The organism is Streptomyces sp. NPDC031049, from assembly GCF_055571015.1.
Genome location: NZ_JBVIGC010000010.1, coordinates 71,005 through 87,675 on the forward strand (window position 1 = coordinate 71,005; position 16,671 = coordinate 87,675).

Annotated in this window: 14 protein-coding genes and 1 pseudogene; 5 read left to right on the top strand and 10 right to left on the bottom strand. The window is 73.6% G+C overall.

Features of this window, described 5'->3' with window-relative positions; genetic code table 11:
• Nucleotides 1-407 precede the first annotated feature (407 nt).
• On the bottom strand, nucleotides 408-1,601 hold the full coding sequence (locus tag ACZ45Q_RS18305; RefSeq protein ID WP_468261977.1) for an ROK family transcriptional regulator: 1,194 nt from the start codon (nucleotides 1,599-1,601) through the stop codon (nucleotides 408-410).
• Nucleotides 1,602-1,787: 186 nt separating this feature from the next.
• On the opposite strand from ACZ45Q_RS18305, the gene ACZ45Q_RS18310 reads away from it, so the two are divergent.
• Nucleotides 1,788-2,999: an MFS transporter gene (locus tag ACZ45Q_RS18310; protein ID WP_468261980.1), complete on the top strand. Its 1,212-nt coding sequence runs from the start codon at nucleotides 1,788-1,790 to the stop codon at nucleotides 2,997-2,999.
• On the opposite strand, the gene ACZ45Q_RS18315 is transcribed toward ACZ45Q_RS18310, so the two are convergent.
• Nucleotides 2,959-3,417: an acyl-CoA thioesterase gene (locus tag ACZ45Q_RS18315; protein ID WP_468261983.1), complete on the bottom strand. Its 459-nt coding sequence runs from the start codon at nucleotides 3,415-3,417 to the stop codon at nucleotides 2,959-2,961. The two genes, ACZ45Q_RS18310 and ACZ45Q_RS18315, sit on opposite strands and share 41 nt — an antisense overlap.
• Nucleotides 3,418-3,613: 196 nt before the next feature.
• On the opposite strand from ACZ45Q_RS18315, the gene ACZ45Q_RS18320 reads away from it, so the two are divergent.
• Nucleotides 3,614-5,032: a uracil-xanthine permease family protein gene (locus ACZ45Q_RS18320; protein WP_468261986.1), complete on the top strand. Its 1,419-nt coding sequence runs from the start codon at nucleotides 3,614-3,616 to the stop codon at nucleotides 5,030-5,032.
• Here ACZ45Q_RS18320 and ACZ45Q_RS18325 read toward each other — a convergent pair.
• Nucleotides 5,014-6,147, bottom strand: coding sequence for a glycoside hydrolase family 6 protein (locus ACZ45Q_RS18325; protein WP_468262507.1), 1,134 nt, complete (start codon nucleotides 6,145-6,147; stop codon nucleotides 5,014-5,016). The two genes, ACZ45Q_RS18320 and ACZ45Q_RS18325, sit on opposite strands and share 19 nt — an antisense overlap.
• 173 nt (nucleotides 6,148-6,320) lie before the next feature.
• Between ACZ45Q_RS18325 and ACZ45Q_RS18330 the strand changes: the two genes are divergently transcribed.
• Nucleotides 6,321-7,016 carry a DUF5995 family protein gene (locus ACZ45Q_RS18330; RefSeq protein WP_468261989.1) on the top strand — a complete coding sequence of 232 codons (696 nt, stop codon included), beginning with the start codon at nucleotides 6,321-6,323 and terminating at the stop codon, nucleotides 7,014-7,016.
• Between the two features lie 91 nt (nucleotides 7,017-7,107).
• Nucleotides 7,108-8,037 carry an LLM class F420-dependent oxidoreductase gene (locus ACZ45Q_RS18335; protein ID WP_468261992.1) on the top strand — a complete coding sequence of 310 codons (930 nt, stop codon included), beginning with the start codon at nucleotides 7,108-7,110 and terminating at the stop codon, nucleotides 8,035-8,037.
• Nucleotides 8,038-8,044: 7 nt separating this feature from the next.
• Here ACZ45Q_RS18335 and ACZ45Q_RS18340 read toward each other — a convergent pair whose 3' ends face one another.
• The gene (locus ACZ45Q_RS18340) at nucleotides 8,045-9,751 is read right to left on the bottom strand and encodes a flavin monoamine oxidase family protein (RefSeq protein WP_468261994.1); all 1,707 of its coding nucleotides are present in this window, start codon (nucleotides 9,749-9,751) and stop codon (nucleotides 8,045-8,047) included.
• Nucleotides 9,752-9,822: 71 nt separating this feature from the next.
• On the bottom strand, nucleotides 9,823-10,611 hold the full coding sequence (locus tag ACZ45Q_RS18345) for a carbon-nitrogen hydrolase family protein (RefSeq protein WP_468261997.1): 789 nt from the start codon (nucleotides 10,609-10,611) through the stop codon (nucleotides 9,823-9,825).
• Between the two features lie 214 nt (nucleotides 10,612-10,825).
• Here ACZ45Q_RS18345 and ACZ45Q_RS18350 point away from each other — a divergent pair.
• A pseudogene (locus ACZ45Q_RS18350) lies at nucleotides 10,826-11,020 on the top strand (Repetin); the annotation flags it as partial.
• Here the strand turns inward: ACZ45Q_RS18350 and ACZ45Q_RS18355 are convergent.
• The 5 genes from ACZ45Q_RS18355 to ACZ45Q_RS18375 form a co-directional block, all read right to left on the bottom strand.
• Nucleotides 10,992-12,203, bottom strand: a complete 1,212-nt coding sequence (locus tag ACZ45Q_RS18355; RefSeq protein ID WP_468261999.1) for an MFS transporter — start codon at nucleotides 12,201-12,203, stop codon at nucleotides 10,992-10,994. The pseudogene ACZ45Q_RS18350 and the gene ACZ45Q_RS18355 overlap by 29 nt on opposite strands.
• A gap of 132 nt (nucleotides 12,204-12,335) precedes the next feature.
• The gene (locus ACZ45Q_RS18360; protein ID WP_468262002.1) at nucleotides 12,336-12,788 is read right to left on the bottom strand and encodes an Lrp/AsnC family transcriptional regulator; all 453 of its coding nucleotides are present in this window, start codon (nucleotides 12,786-12,788) and stop codon (nucleotides 12,336-12,338) included.
• 10 nt (nucleotides 12,789-12,798) lie between these two features.
• A complete protein-coding gene (locus ACZ45Q_RS18365; RefSeq protein WP_468262005.1) occupies nucleotides 12,799-14,286 on the bottom strand; it encodes an amino acid permease in 1,488 nt (495 codons plus the stop codon).
• Nucleotides 14,287-14,626: 340 nt separating this feature from the next.
• Nucleotides 14,627-16,069 (bottom strand): GuaB1 family IMP dehydrogenase-related protein, encoded by a 1,443-nt coding sequence (locus tag ACZ45Q_RS18370; RefSeq protein WP_468262509.1) that lies wholly within the window; start codon nucleotides 16,067-16,069, stop codon nucleotides 14,627-14,629.
• 141 nt (nucleotides 16,070-16,210) lie between these two features.
• A complete protein-coding gene (locus ACZ45Q_RS18375; RefSeq protein ID WP_468262007.1) occupies nucleotides 16,211-16,534 on the bottom strand; it encodes a barstar family protein in 324 nt (107 codons plus the stop codon).
• Nucleotides 16,535-16,671 lie beyond the last annotated feature (137 nt).

A 16,671-nucleotide genomic window follows, 5' to 3' on the forward strand; every position in this document is an offset into this window, starting at 1 on the left:
CGGCCGGTACGAGGCGCCGGCGCGGGCCGGTCACCCCGACCCCGCGGCAGCCAGCCGCGACCGGTCGTGAGCCCGCGTCCGCGGCCGGTACGAGGCGCCGGCGGCGAGCCCTGCCCCGCCGGGCCGTCGTGCCACGAGCCGGCGTCCCGTCACCACACCTGCGCCGCCGGTCACCCCGACCCCGCGGCAGCGAGCCACGGCCGGTCGTGAGCCCGCGTGCACGGCCGGGCGGCGCTATCCGGCCTGGTTGCGAGCCCAGCCCTGGTCCGGGCGTCCGGCCCTGTACGGGCATCCGGCCCCGTCCAGGCATCCGGCCCTCTCCGGGCGTCCGATCCTGGCCCGGGCGTCCAGTCCGGGCCCGCGCGCACTGGCCTGTTCCGCCCCGGTCCTGTTCCGCTCGCCCCGCCCTATCTCGCCGGCGGGGCGAAGAGTTCGTCCTGGGCCGTGTCCCGGGCCGTCAGCAGTGCTCCGCGCAGGACGGCGCCGCCGCCCAGGACGCCGGCCCGCACCTCGGTGGCGAGCGGGGACATCCGGGCGAGGCAGGCCTCCACGCGGCCCGCGAGCGCGTCGCCGCCCGCGAGGCCGACCTCGCCGGCCAGCACCACGCAGCCGGGGTCCAGCACCGAGACGACGGCCGCGGTCCCCAGGGCGACCCGGTCAGCGAGGGCGGCGACGAAGCGCTCGGCGGCCGGATCGGCGTCGAGGACCCGCACCGCCTCCCGGACCAGCCCGGCGGCGTGCGGCAGGCCGGCGGCGGGAGGTGCCGTCAGTCCGTGCTCCGCCGCGAGCGCCGCGACCGCCGCGGCACCGGCGAGGGAGTGGAAGCCGCCGTCGCAGTCGGTGGCCGACGGCGGCCCCGACGTGCCCGGCACCGGCAGGAAGCCGACCTCGCCCGCACCGCCGGACGCCCCGCGCCGCAGGGTGCCGTCGAGCACGACGGCGGCGCCGACGCCCAGGCCCAGCCAGAGCAGCACGAACGTGTCGCGGTCCCGGGCGGCACCGTCCCGCTGTTCGGCGAGGGCGGCGAGGTTGGTCTCGTTCTCCACGCTGACCCGCGCCCCCGGGAACCGCTTCTCCAGTGCCGCCGCCAGGCGCCGGTGCCAGGCCGGCAGCCCGGTGGTGTCGCGCAGCTCACCGCTGACCGGGTCGATGAGGCCGGGCGCGCCGATGCCGACGGTGTGCAGCCGGTCGGCCCCCGCCTCCCCGGCGACCCGCTCGACCAGCGTCACCGCCTGCTCGAGCGCCGCACCCGTACCCAGATCGCCGCCGATCGGCACCGACGCCTCGGCGAGCACCCGGCCGACCAGATCGGAGACGAGGACGGAGACGCCCTCGGTGCGGACGTCGAGGGCGGCGAGATGGGCCCGGTCGGCCACGATGCCGTACAACCGGGCGTTGGGCCCGCGGCGCTGCTCGCCCGACTCCCCCACCACGGCGATCAGTCCGGCGGCGGTGAGCCGCTCGACCAGGTCGGCCACCGTCGGCCGGGACAGGCCGGTGAGCCGCTTGAGCTGGGCGGCCGTCAGCGGACCCTCCTGCTGGAGCAGACGCAGGGCGAGCCGGTCGTTGATGGCCCGGGCGGTGCTCGGGGATGCGGGCATGCCGGGATCCTTCCAGATCGACGGGCGCGGGGCTCCTCGTGACGGCCGGGGCTCCTCGTGACGGCCTGCCCCCCCCCGCGGCGGCCCCGCCCGTTAATCCCTATCTATCAGGCAGGGTCCCTGATAGTTTACGCCCGCGGCCGGGCAACCGGACGACCGGGAGCGAGGTCTGGGAGGGCCCCGAGAATGAGTGCAGTGACCTATGGGCAGCGCGAGGTGCGGCGCGCACGGTACGCCGTGGCGGCCGTCTTCGCCGCGCACGGCGCCGTCACCGGTTCGTTCGCGACCCGGGTGCCGTGGATCCAGGACCATGCCGGGGTGAGCGCCGGCCAGCTGGGGCTCGCGCTCGCCTTCCCCGCGCTCGGCGCCTCGGTCGCCATGCCGCTGGCCGGGCGCATCAGCCACCGGTTCGGTGCCCGTACCGCCCTGCGCGGTCTGATGGCGCTGTGGACCCTGTCCCTGGTCCTGCCCTCCCTCGCCCCCGGCCTGCTCACCCTCTGCCTGGCGCTGTTCGTCTACGGCGCCACGGCCGGCATGGCCGACGTGGCGATGAACGCGCTCGGCGTCGAGGTGGAGAACCGTCTCGGCAAGTCGATCATGTCGGGACTGCACGGCATGTGGAGCGCCGGCGCGCTGCTCGGCTCGGCCGGCGGCACGCTCGCCGCCCACCTGGGCACCGACGCCCGGCTGCACCACGCGCTGGCCGCCGCGGTGCTGACCGTCCTGGGCGTCGTCGCCTGCGGCTGGGTGCTGGACCTCCAGCCGGCCGAGGACGAGGACCCGCCGCCGAGGTTCGCGCTGCCGCCGAGGTCGGCGCTGCTGATCGGCGCGGTCGGGTTCTGCGCGGTGTTCGCGGAGGGCGCCAGCCTGGACTGGTCGGCGGTCTATCTGCGCGACGAGCTCGGGACCTCGGCCGGGCTGGCGGCGGCGTGCACCACCGGTTTCACGCTGACCATGGCCCTGGCCCGGCTGGCCGGCGACAAGGTGGTGGACCGGTACGGCTCGGTGCGCACGGTCCGGGTGAGCGGTGTGCTGGCCACCCTCGGCGGGCTGCTCATCGTGTTCGGCGGCAACCCGGCGGTGGCGATGACCGGCTTCGCACTGATGGGCCTCGGCATCGCCGTGGTCGTGCCGCTGTGCTTCGCCGCGGCCGGGCGCAGCGGCGCCAACCCCAGCCTGGCCATCGCGGGCGTCGCCACCATCACCTACACCTCGGGGCTGGTGGCGCCGAGCGCGATCGGCGGGCTGGCCCAGCTGACCAGCCTCGTGGTGTCGTTCGGTCTGGTGACCCTGCTGTCCTGCGGGCTGGCCGCGTTCGCGGGCGTGCTGCGCTCCGGGGACCGGGATCGCCCGAAGGTCACCTCTCCGGGCGCAGCAGTTCCCGACCCGCGGCCCTGAAGGCCTCGCTCCACGGCGCCGGGCGCAGCGTGGCAGCGTCCAGCCGGACCAGCACCCGGCTGCCGTGGGCGTAGGTGAGGGTGCCGTCCGCCGAGCAGAAGCGGAAGCCGTACGTCAGCCCGGTCCTGCCGAGCCGCTCCAGCCACAGGTGGACGGCGTACGTACCGGGGGCGGTGACCGGCGCCTCGTAGGTGATCCGCAGTTCCTTCACCGCGTTGCAGGCGTCGCCGGCCGCGGCCCAGTCGCCCTCGAACCGGAAGCCGTGCTCCTGCCACAGCTCGGCCCAGGCCCGCTCGACCATCAGCGGGTAGCGGGCGTTGTGCAGCAGGCCGAGCGCGTCCAGGTCGTCGAAGTGGACGGTGACGGGGACGAGCCGGCCGTGGGCGATGGCGGGGGCGGCCGGGGCTTCGGCGGTCATGGGTGGTGCTCCTGGGACGTACGAGTGCGATGTGCGGCACGGCAGGGCGCCGGCAATGAGTGCCGCCTACAAGGACCGGCGGCGCGGCCCTCATCCTAAGCGGTCGCTTTGGGTGGGCGGCCGGGTGTCCGGAGCATCCCCGGCGAGCCCCGACAATGGACCCCGGCATCTGCACAGACGAGGAAAGCGACACCCCATGGATCTCGGCGTCCGCTGGAAACTGCACGGCGACGGGCGGACGCCCGCACCCGGTGCGGTGGTCCGCCCCGACGAACGGCTGTCCTGGCCGCGCACCGCCGGGCTCGGCGCCCAGCACGTGGTCGCCATGTTCGGTGCCTCGTTCGTCGCGCCGGTGCTCATGGGCCTGGACCCCAACCTGGCGATCATGATGTCGGGCGTGGCGACCGCCGTGTTCCTGCTGGCGACCCGCGGCCGGGTGCCGAGCTACCTCGGCTGTTCGCTCTCCTTCGTCGGCGTCGCCGCGGTGATCCGGGCGCAGGGCGGCACCAGCGCCACCGTGACCGGTGCGGTCTTCGTGGTCGGGGTCGCGCTCTTCCTCGTCGGCCTCGCCGTGCAGCGGTTCGGGGCGCGGATCATCCACGCCGCGATGCCGCCCGTCGTCACGGGAGCGGTGGTCATGCTGATCGGCTTCAACCTGGCGCCGGTGACCGCCTCGACCTACTGGCCGCAGGACCAGTGGACGGCCCTGCTGGTGATGCTGTTCACCGGGCTGGCCGTGGTCTGCCTGCGCGGTTTCTGGTCCCGGATCGCGATCTTCCTGGGGCTGGTCTTCGGATACGTGATCTCGTGGGTCTTCGACCGGATCTTCGGCCGGATCCACTCGATGGACGGCAGCGGCAAGGTCACCGACCACTGGCGGCTGGACCTCTCCGCCGTCGGCCAGGCCGACTGGATCGGCCTGCCGTCCGTCCACGGGCCCAGCTTCGAGTGGTCCGCGATCCTGGTCGCCCTGCCGGTGGTGATCGCCCTCGTCGCCGAGAACGCCGGGCACGTCAAGGCGGTCGGCGAGATGACCGGCGACCCGCTCGACGACAAGCTCGGCACGGCCATCTCCGCGGACGGCGTCGGCTCCATGCTGTCCACCGCGGTCGGCGGCCCGCCCAACACCACGTACTCCGAGAACATCGGCGTGATGGCCGCCACCCGCGTCTACTCCACGGCCGCCTACTGGGCCGCCGCCGGCTTCGCGCTGCTGTTCGGCCTGTGCCCGAAGTTCGGCGCCGTGGTGGCCGCCATCCCCGGCGGCGTCCTCGGCGGCATCACCGTCATCCTGTACGGCATGATCGGCCTGCTCGGCGCCCAGATCTGGCTCAACGCGGGCGTCGACCTGCGCAACCCGCTCAACCTGGTCCCGGCGGCGGCCGGCATCATCATCGGCGTCGGCAACGTCAGCATGGAGATCACCGACAACTTCTCCCTCAGCGGCATCGCGCTGGGCACGCTCGTCGTGATCACCGGCTACCACGCCCTGCGGGCCTTCGCCCCGCCCCACCTCAAGACGCAGCAGCCGCTGCTGGACGAGGGCACCTCCACCTACGACACGCAGGGCGAGGACGGCCAGGAGGGCGACGGGCCTCAGCGGGCCAGGTCGTAGGCGTACGACGGCGTGAACGTGCCCGGCCTGCCCCGGCAGCCGTCCGACTCCCCGGGCAGCTTCACCCACAGGTAGGCGTCGATGCGGGCCTCGCCCGTGCGCAGCGTCGGTGTCCGGCCGAGCGCGCGGCCCGCCGGGTCGCACCACTCGCCGTCGGCAGGGGCGCCGTTGCCGTTGCGGCTGGTGTCGACGACGGCGCCCAGGCTCTCCGGACCGCCGAGGGCGGCGAGGACCGCCCGGTCGTAGGCGATCTCGTCGGCCGTGGTGTGGAAGTTGGAGACGTTGCTGAACACGCCGTCGGAGGAGGCGGCCGAGGCGGCGCCGGCCTGCCGCAGCCAGTCCGCCTGCCGGGCGGGCGCGTGCCAGCCGGAGTGGCCGGCGTCGTAGTAGACCCGGGCGCGCGGGTTGGCCTCCTTCATCACGCGCCCGGCGCGGGCGAGGGAGGCGAAGCGGTCGGCGCGGGCACCGGCGGGCAGGCACTCGGCCTGGGAGACGGAATCGGGTTCCAGGATCACGACGACCTCTTCGGAGCCGAGTCCGGCGGCGAACCGGTCGATCCAGTCGTCGTAGGCGTCGAGGCCGGGCGCTCCGCCCTGGGAGTGCCCGCCGCAGTCCCGGTCGGGGATCGTGTACGGCACGACGACGGGCACCCGGCCTTCGGCGGCGCCGCCGGAGGTCACCGCCCGCACCCGCGCGGTGATGGTGGCCGGCGTGAAGTCGGCGAACCACACGGCGGCCGGGTGGGCCGCGATGCGGGACTCGATGACGGGCCGCATCGGGTCGCCGGGGTGGGCGCGGACCCAGGCGAGTACCTGGGACTCGGGGTGCCGGTACAGCCCGGTGACGGGGGCGCGCTCGGCGGCCCGGGTCCGCTTCGGCTCCGGACGGGGGCTCGCCTGCGTCGCCGCGGGCGACGGCGAGGCGGGCCGGGACGACGAAGGGGACGGGGTCGCCGTCGGTGGGGGCGGCGACGGCGCGATCTCGGGCGGGGAGGCCAGGCGTGGCGAGCGGGTCCCCTCCGGGCGGGCCTCGTCGGTGCGGCCGTCGCCGTCGAGCGCGGACAGCATCCCGGTGACGGTGCCGACGGCGACCACGACGGACGCCACCACGGCCATGGCGCCCCGGCGGGCGGCGCGTCTGCGCTCGGCCCTGCGGTCGGCCAGGCGCCGGGCACGAAGGCCTGACACGTACGTTCCCCCTCCCCCACGCGGCGGGCGCGTTACCCCGTTCCGGGGAAGCACCGGGCCCGCCGGCACTCCCGCCAGCCTAAAGCTGCGACCCTGCCGCCATGGCGCACTGCGAGCAACTCACCACGGACCCGGGCACGGTGGACGCCGTCCTGTCCCGGATGCGCGCCCTCGACGCCGGCCTGCCGGCCCGGGACGGGATCGCGGTGTTCAACCGCGTCTACCTGACCGTCACCGAGGCGGTGGCCCGGCACATCGGCACCGGACGGTTCGCGGACGCGCGGGCCGCGATCGCGCTGGACGTGCGGTTCGCCGAGCGGTATCTGGCCGCCGTCGACGCGGTGGCCGCCGACCGCCGGCCACCGGCCTGCTGGCGGCCGCTGTTCCAGTTCCGCCGCCACCCCGGTGTACGCCCGTTGCAGTTCGCCCTCGCGGGCATCAACGCGCACATCGGCCACGATCTGGCGCTCGCCGTCGTGGACACCTGTCGTACGCTCGGCTGCGAACCCGCCGACCTGGAGGACGAGTTCGACCGGGTGGGCGATCTCCTCGTGTCGCTGGAGGAGCGGATCCGCGAGGATCTGATGCCGGGCCCCGATCTGCTCCAGATCGCCGACCCGCTCACGCACCTTCTGGGCTCCTGGAGCCTGGAGCGCGCCCGGGACGCCACCTGGGCGGCGGCCCGCGCGCTGTGGGCGCTGCGCCGGACGCCGGAGGTGGCCGGGGAGTTCACCGAGCGGCTGGACGCGGCCGTCGGCTTCGCGGGCCGCATGCTTCTCACGCCGTTGCCGCACTGATCCGGCCATCCGCGGTCGGCCGCGCCCTGCCGCGCCCGGTGTTCCGGTTACGTTGGCGATTCGGGTACTTCGACGGCGAAGGAGCACAGGCATGGCGATCCGGCTCGGACTCGGCCTCCCCCAGATGCGTCAGTACGACCTCGGCAGGGACGTCCCCGACGTCGCCGGCGCCGCCGAGCGCACCGGATACGACAGCCTGTGGGTGTTCGAGCGTGCCCTGTTCCCGGAGCCCGCGACCGAGGGGCTGTACGGCGTCGAGGGCCTGCCCTGGCCCGACTCCTACCGGGCCGTGGCCGAGCCGCTGGTCACGCTGACCCTGGCGGCGGCCGTCACCGAGCGGGCCCGGCTGGGCACCAGCGTGCTCGTCGCCCCGCTGCACGGGCCGTTCCAGCTCGCCAAGGCGCTGGCGACGCTGGACGCGGCGAGCGGCGGCCGGGTGGTCGCGGGCTTCGGCACGGGCTGGTCGCGCCACGAGTACGCGGCGGCGTCGGCGCGCCCGTTCGAGGAGCGCGGGCAGGCGCTGGACGAGCTGATCGAGGTGTGCCGTGCGGTGTGGGGCCCGGACCCGGTGGCGTACGAGGGGCACCTGGCGAGGATCGCGCCCGCCGTCGTCGGGCCCAAGCCCGCCCGGCCCATCCCCATCCTGCTGGCCGCGGGCAGCGCGCGGGCCCGGCGCCGGCTGGTCGACCACGCCGACGGCTGGCTGCCGGTGGGCATGGGGGCCGAGGCGGTGGCCGAGGAGTGGCGGCGGCTGCGCGACCTGGCCGCCGAGCGCGGGCGGACGGCGCCGATCCGGACGGTGCTGCGGGTCAACACCCAGTACCGGAAGGCGGCGTACGACGGTGCCGGGCGCCGCCCGTTCCAGGGCAGCGTCGACCAGATCGTCACGGACCTGGCCGCCCACGCCGAGATCGGCCTCGACGAGATCCTGCTCGACCTCCAGAGCGACGTCCGGGACGCCGAGGAGCTCAAGGACCTCGCCGCCGAGGTCTACGAGAAGGCGCGGGCGGCCGGGATCTGAGACCGGTTCAGTCCTCGGGGAGTTCGACCGGCGCGATCTCGTCGTAGACGTCGCCGGGGCCGGGGTTGGCCGGGTCGGTCGTCCCGCCGAAGTGGTGCATCACGCCCCAGACCGCGTTCAGCGCGGTCTGGACGGCTCCCTCGGCCCAGCCGGCCGTCCAGGAGATGTCGTCGCCGGCGAGGAAGATGCCCCGCTTGTCCTCGGGCAGCCGGTCCTGCATGAAGTGGGTGAACAGGCGCCGCTGGTAGCGGTAGTGGCCGGGCAGGTTGGCCTTGAACGCGCCCATGAAGTAGGGCTCGTTCTCCCAGGAGACGGTCACCGGGTTGCCGATGATGTGCTTCCTGATGTCGACCTTCGGGTAGATCTCGCCGAGCGACTTCAGCATGACCTCCATCCGCTCGTTCGCGGACAGCGGCAACCACTTCAGGCTGTCGTCGCACCAGGTGTACGACAGGCAGATCACGGCCGGCTTGTCGGGGCCGTCGTCCAGCAGGTAGGTGCCGCGGGTCATGCGGTCGGTGAGCGTCATCGACATGACGTCCCGGCCGGTCTCCTCGTCCTTGTCGAGCCAGAAGGGCCGGTCGACGGGCACGAAGAGCTTCGAGGACTCCATGTAGTGCGTGCGCTCGATGGCGGTCCAGTGGTCGATCGGGAAGAGCGAGTCGTCGCAGGCGATCTTGGAGAGCAGCATCCAGGACTGGGCGGTGAAGATCGCCGCCCGGTAGGTGCGGATGTCGCCGTTCGCGTCGGTCACCGTGATGTGGTTGCCGGCGGTGCGGTGCAGCCGGGTCACGGCGGGGCGCGGCTCGCCGTCCACGTGCAGGGACTTCAGCGAGGTGCCGTGCGGCCAGTGGACGATCTTCTCGGGCTCGCGCTCCCAGAGCCGCAGCGGCAACTGCTGTGAGCCGCCGACGATGCCGCGGTGGTGGTCGTCGGCCTCGGTGTAGACGACGCGCAGGATCTCCAGGATGGAGTTGGGGAAGTCGGTGTCCCAGCCGCCCGTGCCGAAGCCGACCTGGCCGAAGATCTCGCGGTGCCGGAAGGACTTGAAGGCCTCGGAGTCGCAGAGGAAGCCGTAGAAGGTCTGGTTGTCGAGCTTCTCGACCAGCTTCGCCCAGATCTCGCGGATGCGCGGGACGTCGCGCTCGCGCAGGGCGCGGTTCATGTCGGAGAAGTCGGCGCCCTCCTCCAGGCACCGGTTCCACGCCTCGGCGACGTCCCGGTACACCTGGGGCAGGTCGTCGATGGTCTCGGCGTAGTGCGACTCGCCCTTGAGGTCGACCACCGTCGAGGGGGTGGCCTCGGCCAGCGGGTTGGGGAAGGGCTTGGTCTTCAGGTCGACCAGGTCGATGTAGTGCTGGAGCGCGGTGGAGGACGGCGGGAAGCGCATCGCGCCCATCTCGGCGGTCAGCCCGTCCGTGCGGTCGCCGGCGCCGTCGAAGCCGACGGTGCGCAGCCGGCCACCGATCCGGTCGGCCTCGTACACGACCGGCTTCAGGCCCATCTTCATCAGCTCGTACGCGGCCACGATGCCGGACAGACCGCCGCCGATGACGGCGACCTCGGTGCCGTGCTCGGTCGCGGGTATCTGCCCGAGGCCGGCCGGGTGGGCGAGGAAGTCGTCGTACGCGTACGGGAAGTCCGGGCCGAACATCGTGATCGGCGGCAGCTGCTCGTCGGCGTGCTCGACGGCGTTGGGCACGGTGGACGTCATGGGGTGCGGACTCCTTGCACGGGTGAAGCGGGGGTGGGGTTCGTGGCGCGGCTCAGAGCTCCGGGCGCGGCTCAGAGCAGGGACCCGTAGAGGCCCGGGCGGCGGTCCTTCAGATACGGGTTCGCCTCCCGGGAGGCGGCGAGGAACGCCGGGTCGGCGTCGGCGAGGAGGAGTTCCTCCGCCCGGCCGCCCCGGGTGCGGGCCACTCCGTCGGGGCCGGCGAGCGTGGAGAGCCCGACGAACTCGAACTCGCCCTCCTGGCCGACCCGGTTGACGTACGCGACGTACATCTGGTTCTCGAAGGCCCGCACGGGGACCATGTGCTCGGCGACGAACTGGAACGGGTGCATCTGCGCGGTCGGCACGAGCAGCAGGTCGGTGCCGGCGAGGGCGTGGGCGCGGACGTTCTCCGGGAACTCCACGTCGTAGCAGATCATCAGGCCGACGGTGAGGCCGCCCAGCTCGGCCTGGACCACCGGCTGCTCGCCGGGCGTGAAGTGCTCCTGCTCGAAGCAGCCGAAGAGGTGGGTCTTGCGGTAGTTGGCCTGCCGGGTGCCGTCGGCGGAGATCAGCTGGAGCGCGTTGTACACCGCCTGGCCGTCCCGCTCGGGGTAACCGTAGGCCACGGCGAGACCGTGCCGGGCGGCCGTCTCGGCGACCGCGTCGGCCGCGTCGCCGTCGGCGGGCTCGGCCAGCCGGGCGATGTCGTCGCCGATCGCGTAACCGGTCAGGAACATCTCCGACGTCACCAGCAGCCCGGCGCCCGCGGCGGCGGCCCGGCCCGCGGCCTCGTCGAGGACCTTGAGGTTCTCGGCGGTGGAGCCGGGGCGGCCGGAGCTCTGGAGCAGGGCGGTGCGCATGCGTGTTCCTCACCGGTGGGCGGGGGGTTCTGGGGCCAGATAGACCGTACGGTCGGTGGTCCGGGCCGGACAAGGAGAAGCCGTTGCGCGCCCGTGAGCGGATCATTGCGTTCGGCCGGGCGCCCGCGGCGATTCGTTGCGCCCGCGGTGCGCCCCGGCTCCTCCCCGGGACGCGGACCGGGTGCCCTCTCCCCCGCCGCGCGGCGGAGGCGGCCCCGGTGCCGAGGGCCGGCGGGTCGGCGTCACGGTGCACGACGTCGGCCGGCACGACCGGCTGGGTTACGGCCGGGCCGCCACGGGCAGCCCCGCGGAGGGCGGGGACCTGCCCCGATGCGTGAGCTCGGCGCCGTCCGAGACGGTCAGGAAGGGGACCGGCGACTTCACGGTCGTGCCCTGGCAGCCGCGGCTGCAGTCCGGGCCGCCGCCGCCAGCGCCAGCGCCGTCAGCAGGTACGGCACCGCGGACCAGGCGAACGCGGTGCCGTGCCCGGTCGCCGTGGCCGTCGCCGCGTAGAGGCCGTAGGTGGCGAGCGTGCCCAGTTCGGTGCCCAGGCCCGCGAGGGAGGTCAGCGTCGCCCGTCCGGTGTCCTCGATCCGCTCCTGGAGGCGGGCGTCGGCCAGGACGGTGGCCAGCTGGAACCCGCCGAAGGCCACCGCCACGAGCACCACGGCGGCCGGGGTGCCCGCCACGGCACCGACCGCCAGGGCGAGCGCGGAGCCGGTGAGCAGGGCGGCGAACCCGCCGGTGGTGAGCCGCTCGGCGACGCCGGCCAGCAGGCCGCCGGCCGTGGCGCCGGCCCAGATCACCAGCAGCAGCCAGGGGACGGTCTCGTGCGCCACACCGGTGTCGTGCACCAGCAGCGGGGTGTACTCGTCGAGCGCTCCCCACACGGCGGTCACGGCCGGCACCAGCAGCAGGGCACCGAGCACCGAGCGGTCGGCGCGGGCCTCGGCGAGCCCGGTGCGCAGGGTCGCCGTCCAGCGCTCGCCGCCGGGGGCGGGCACCCGGTGCTCCGGGAAGCGGGTCGCCACCACCGCTCCCAGCAGGCAGACCAGCACGCTCGCCGCGCCCACGGCACCGTAGCCGCCCCGGTCGAACACCGGGCCCGCCAGGCCCATCGCGGTCATCGTGGCGGCGATGCCGACGGCGCGGGCCCGGCCCATGACGCGCGCGTAGCGGCGTGCCTCGCCGAGCCGGTCCAGCTCGTCGTAGACCAGTGCCTCCAGCGCGCCGGAGCCGAGCGCGCCGCCCGCGCCCCACAGCACGAAGCCGAGGGCGAAGGCGCCGTAGGACGGCACCAGCACCCACAGGGCGAAGCCGGCGGCGGTGAGCAGCGGACCGAGGATCAGCAGCAGCCGGCGGGAGACCGCGTCGGCCCAGGCACCGGAGGGCACCTCCAGCAGCACGCCGGTCAGTGACCACAGCGCGAACAGGGAGGAGATCTGCCAGACGGACAGCCCGGCGTCGCTGAAGAGCAGCGCGTACACCGGGTAGAGCAGGACGAACTCGTCGCAGAACGCGGAGGCGTAGAGCGTGCGCGTCAGCCGCCGGGCGTCGGCGGCGGTGCGGGCACGCTCGGGTGAGAGAGTCATGAGGCCTTCCCGAGGAAGCGGATCGGACACCGTCAGGGGCGGTGTCCGAGGCGGTCCTCGGGAGGCACGGCGGGTGGATCAATGTCGCCAGGTCATGCCACCGATGTTACGGGCCGCGGGGCCCGCTGGGGATCAGGTGGGCGATCCCGACGAAAATCGCCGCAGCAGCGGCGACAGCACGAGCACGGACTTGGTCCGCTCCACGAACGGCTCCCCGGCGATCCGCTCCAGGACCCGTTCGAAGTGCCGCATGTCGGAGGCGAAGACCTGGGCGACCGCGTCCGCGTCCCCCGTGACGGTGGACGCGGCCACGACCTCCTGGTAGCGCTCCAGGCCCCGCTGGATGGTCTCCGGCGAGGTGTTGCGGCGGCAGAAGATCTCGACGAACCCCTCGGTCTCCCAGCCGAGCGCGGCCGGGTCGACCCGAACGGTGAAACCGGTGATGGCGCCGGTGGCGCGCAGCCGGTCCACGCGCCGCTTGACGGCGGGCGCGGAGAGGCCGACCAGCTGCCCGATGTCCGCGTAGGAGCGGCGGGCGTCCTCGGCGAGGGCGTGCACGATGCGTTCGTCGAGATCGTTCAGCACTGGGGGTGGTTCACTTCACTTCTGATGCGTCCGGTGCGCCCGCGGTGGCGAGGCGCGAACGGCGATAGCCGTAGAGGAAGTAGAACACGAGACCGGCGGCCATCCAGAATCCGAAGACGACCCAGGTGACGGTGTCGAGGCTGAGCATGTTGTAGGCGCAGAACAGGAAGCCCAGCACCGGCAGCAGCGGCCCGAACGGCACCTTGAAGGTGCGCTCCAGCTCCGGCCGCTTCTGGCGGAGCACGATCACCGCGACGTTGACCAGGGCGAAGGCGAACAGCGTGCCGATGCTGGTGGCGTCGACGAGCTTGCCCAGCGGGATGAGGGCGGCGAGGACTCCGCAGAAGAGGGACACGATCACCGTGTTGAGGCGGGGCGCGCCCGTCTTCGGGTTGATCTTGCCGAGCGCCTTGGGCACCAGGCCGTCGCGGGACATCGCGAAGAGGATGCGGGTCTGGCCGTAGAGCACGGTGAGGACGACGCTCGCGATGGAGATGACCGCGCCGAGGGCGAGCAGCGTGCCCCAGAAGGACTGGCCGCTGACGTCGTTCATGATCGCGGCGAGGGAGGCGTTGGAGCCCTCGAACTTCGTCCAGTGCCAGGCGCCGACGGCGACGCCCGCGACGAGCACGTACAGCGCGGTGACGATGATCAGCGAGAGCATGATCGCCCGGGGCAGGTCCCGCTTGGGGTCCTTGGCCTCCTCACCGGCGGTGGAGGCGGCGTCGAAGCCGATGTAGGAGAAGAAGAGCGTGGCCCCGGCGGCGCTCACGCCCGCCATGCCGAGCGGCATGAAGTCGGCGTAGTTGCCGGACTTGAAGCCCATGAAGCCGACGGCGCAGAACAGCACCAGCGCGGCTATCTTCACGGCGACCATGACGGTGTTGGCGCGGGCCGACTCCCGGACGCCGCCGAGCAGGAACACCATCGCCAGCAGGACGACGAGCAGGGCGGGCAGGTTGATGACACCGCCCTCGCCGGGGGCGGAGGACAGCACGGACGGGATGGTCACCCCGATGGTCCCGTCGAGCAGCTCGTTGAGGTACTCGCCCCAGCCGACGGCGACGGCGGCCACCGACACGCCGTACTCCAGCACCAGGCACCAGCCGCAGACCCAGGCGACCAGCTCGCCCATCGTTGCGTACGCATACGAGTACGAGGAGCCCGCGACCGGGATGCTGCCCGCCAGCTCGGCGTAGGACAGGGCCGAGAACAGCGCGGTCAGGCCGGCGATCACGAAGGAGACGGTGACCGCGGGACCGGCCTCCGGAACGGCGTCGCCGAGGACCACGAAGATGCCGGTGCCGAGGGTGGCACCGATGCTGATCATGGTCAGCTGCCACAGGCCGAGGGACCGGCGCAGGGAGCCGCCCTCCCCCTGGCCGCCCTCCGCGACCAGGCGTTCCACCGGTTTGCGGCGCATCAGGCGGGCGGCGGGACCCGGGGACGGTGAGGCGGCGGGTGCGCCCTGCTTCGAGGGTGCGCCTTGGTCGAGCACGCGTGGACTCCTTCGTCGCTGCCGGTGTCGGGCGACGGAGACCTGGAGGAACCCCGCGCAAGCGAGGACCCACCGAGCGGGGTCTCCGCCGCGCCACGTACAGCGCAGAACTCTAGAAGCAGGCGGTTGCCCGTGTAATGCAGCAACCTTGCGCACCGCCGCAAGATCGTTGCGTTGGCCGGGGCCGGACGTCCGTTCGTTGCGCGAGGGTGCTCGGACCGTTGCATCCGGGGTCGTCCGGGCCGCCGCGGGCCCGGGAACGCCGACGGCCCCCGCCCTCCCGGTCGAGAGGAGGCGGGGGCCGTACGGGGTGCCGGGGCGGGGCGCCGGGCGGGGTGGCTCAGCTCCAGCTGGCGTGCAGCGGCTTGCCCTCGGCGTAGCCGGCGGCGCTCTGGACGCCGACCACGGCCTTCTCGGCGAACTCCTCCAGGGAGCCGGCGCCGGCGTAGGTGCAGGAGGAGCGGACGCCCGCGATGATCGAGTCGATCAGGTCCTCGACGCCGGGGCGGGCGGGGTCGAGGAACATCCGCGAGGTGGAGATGCCCTCCTCGAACAGCGCCTTGCGGGCGCGGTCGTACGCCGACTCCTCCGAGGTGCGGTTGCGCACGGCACGCGCGGAGGCCATGCCGAACGACTCCTTGTAGGCACGGCCGTTGGCGTCGTGCTGGAGGTCGCCCGGGGACTCGTAGGTGCCGGCGAACCAGGAGCCGATCATCACGTTGGAGGCGCCCGCCGCGAGCGCCATCGCCACGTCGCGCGGGTGCCGGACGCCGCCGTCGGCCCACACGTGCTTGCCGTACTTCTTCGCCTCGGCGGCGCACTCCAGGACTGCGGAGAACTGCGGCCGGCCGACGCCGGTCATCATCCGGGTGGTGCACATGGCACCGGGGCCGACGCCGACCTTGACGATGTCCGCGCCGGCCTCGATCAGGTCGCGCACGCCCGCGGCGGCGACGACGTTGCCGGCGACGATCGGGACCTGCGGGTCGAGGGCGCGCACCGTCTTCAGGGCGCTGATCATCGATTCCTGGTGGCCGTGCGCGGTGTCGATGACGAGGGTGTCCACGCCCGCGTCCAGCAGTTGCTTGGCCTTGCCCGCCACGTCGCCGTTGATGCCGACGGCGGCGGCGATGCGCAGCCGGCCCCGGGCGTCGAGGGCCGGGGTGTACAGCGTGGCGCGCAGGGCGCCCTTGCGGGTGAGGATGCCGGCCAGCCTGCCGTCCCGGTCGACGGCGGGGGCGTAGCGGCGGTTGGCGTGGTCGAGGGTGTGGAACGCCTCGCGCGGGTCCAGGTCGGCGTCGATCAGCAGCAGGTCCTTGGACATGACCTCTTCGAGCTGGGTGAAGCGGTCCACGCCGGTCAGGTCGGTGTCGGTGACGACGCCGATCGGCTTGTGGTCCTCGTCCACGACGACACCGGCGTTGTGCGCCCGCTTGGGCAGCAGGGACAGCGCGTCGGCGACGGTCTGGTGCGGGGCGAGCATGATGGGGGTGTCCAGCACGTGGTGGCGGCCCTTGACCCAGGAGACCACCTCGGTGACGACCTCGATCGGGATGTCCTGCGGGATGACCACCAGGCCGCCGCGGCGGGCCACGGTCTCGGCCATCCGGCGGCCGGCGATGGCGGTCATGTTGGCCACGACGAGCGGGATGGTGGTGCCCGTGCCGTCCGGGGAGCTGAGGTCCACGCCCTGCCGCGAGCCGACGGCGGAGCGGCTGGGGACCATGAAGACGTCGTCGTACGTCAGGTCGTACGAGGGCTGGATGTCGTTGAGGAAACGCACGTGCTGCACATCCCAGTCGATCAGAGGTGGCCCCCGGACAGGTCAGCCAGGGGGAAAGAGCACGTACTTCATTCTCCCATGACCGGGGACGCATCATGCCCCGGCAGATCGTCCAGGCTGGTCAGAGGGGCTCTTGGAGGATCATCCAGGCCCGAGCGTGACGAACAGTCCGGGGCCCCGGTCGGTCGCCTCGGCGAACACCTCCTCGGCGACCCGCCACTCGTCGGGCCGGGCCCGCGCGTAGGCCCCCCAGCCGCGCACGACCACCAGCAGTCCCCGGTCCTCGGAGCCCTCGGGCCACAGGGAGGGGTCGGACAGGCAGTCGGCGAGGGCGTCCCAGTTGCGGCCGAACCACTCCGGCAGCCCCAGGTCACGGGCGCAGCGGTCCATCAGCCCCGCCTTGTCGATGGCCCCGTCCAGATCCACCGTGACCACGATCCGGCCCGCCGGGTCATCCGTCGTCATCTCTCAGCACCGCCTGAACGTTCGGTAGGGGTTCCTGGGTGGAGGGCGTCTCCCCGGCGAGGCCCCGCAGGCCGTGCCGCGGCAACACGCCTCCGGCGCTGCCACGGCCGTGCGCGGGCGACCCGCGGTCGGGGGCC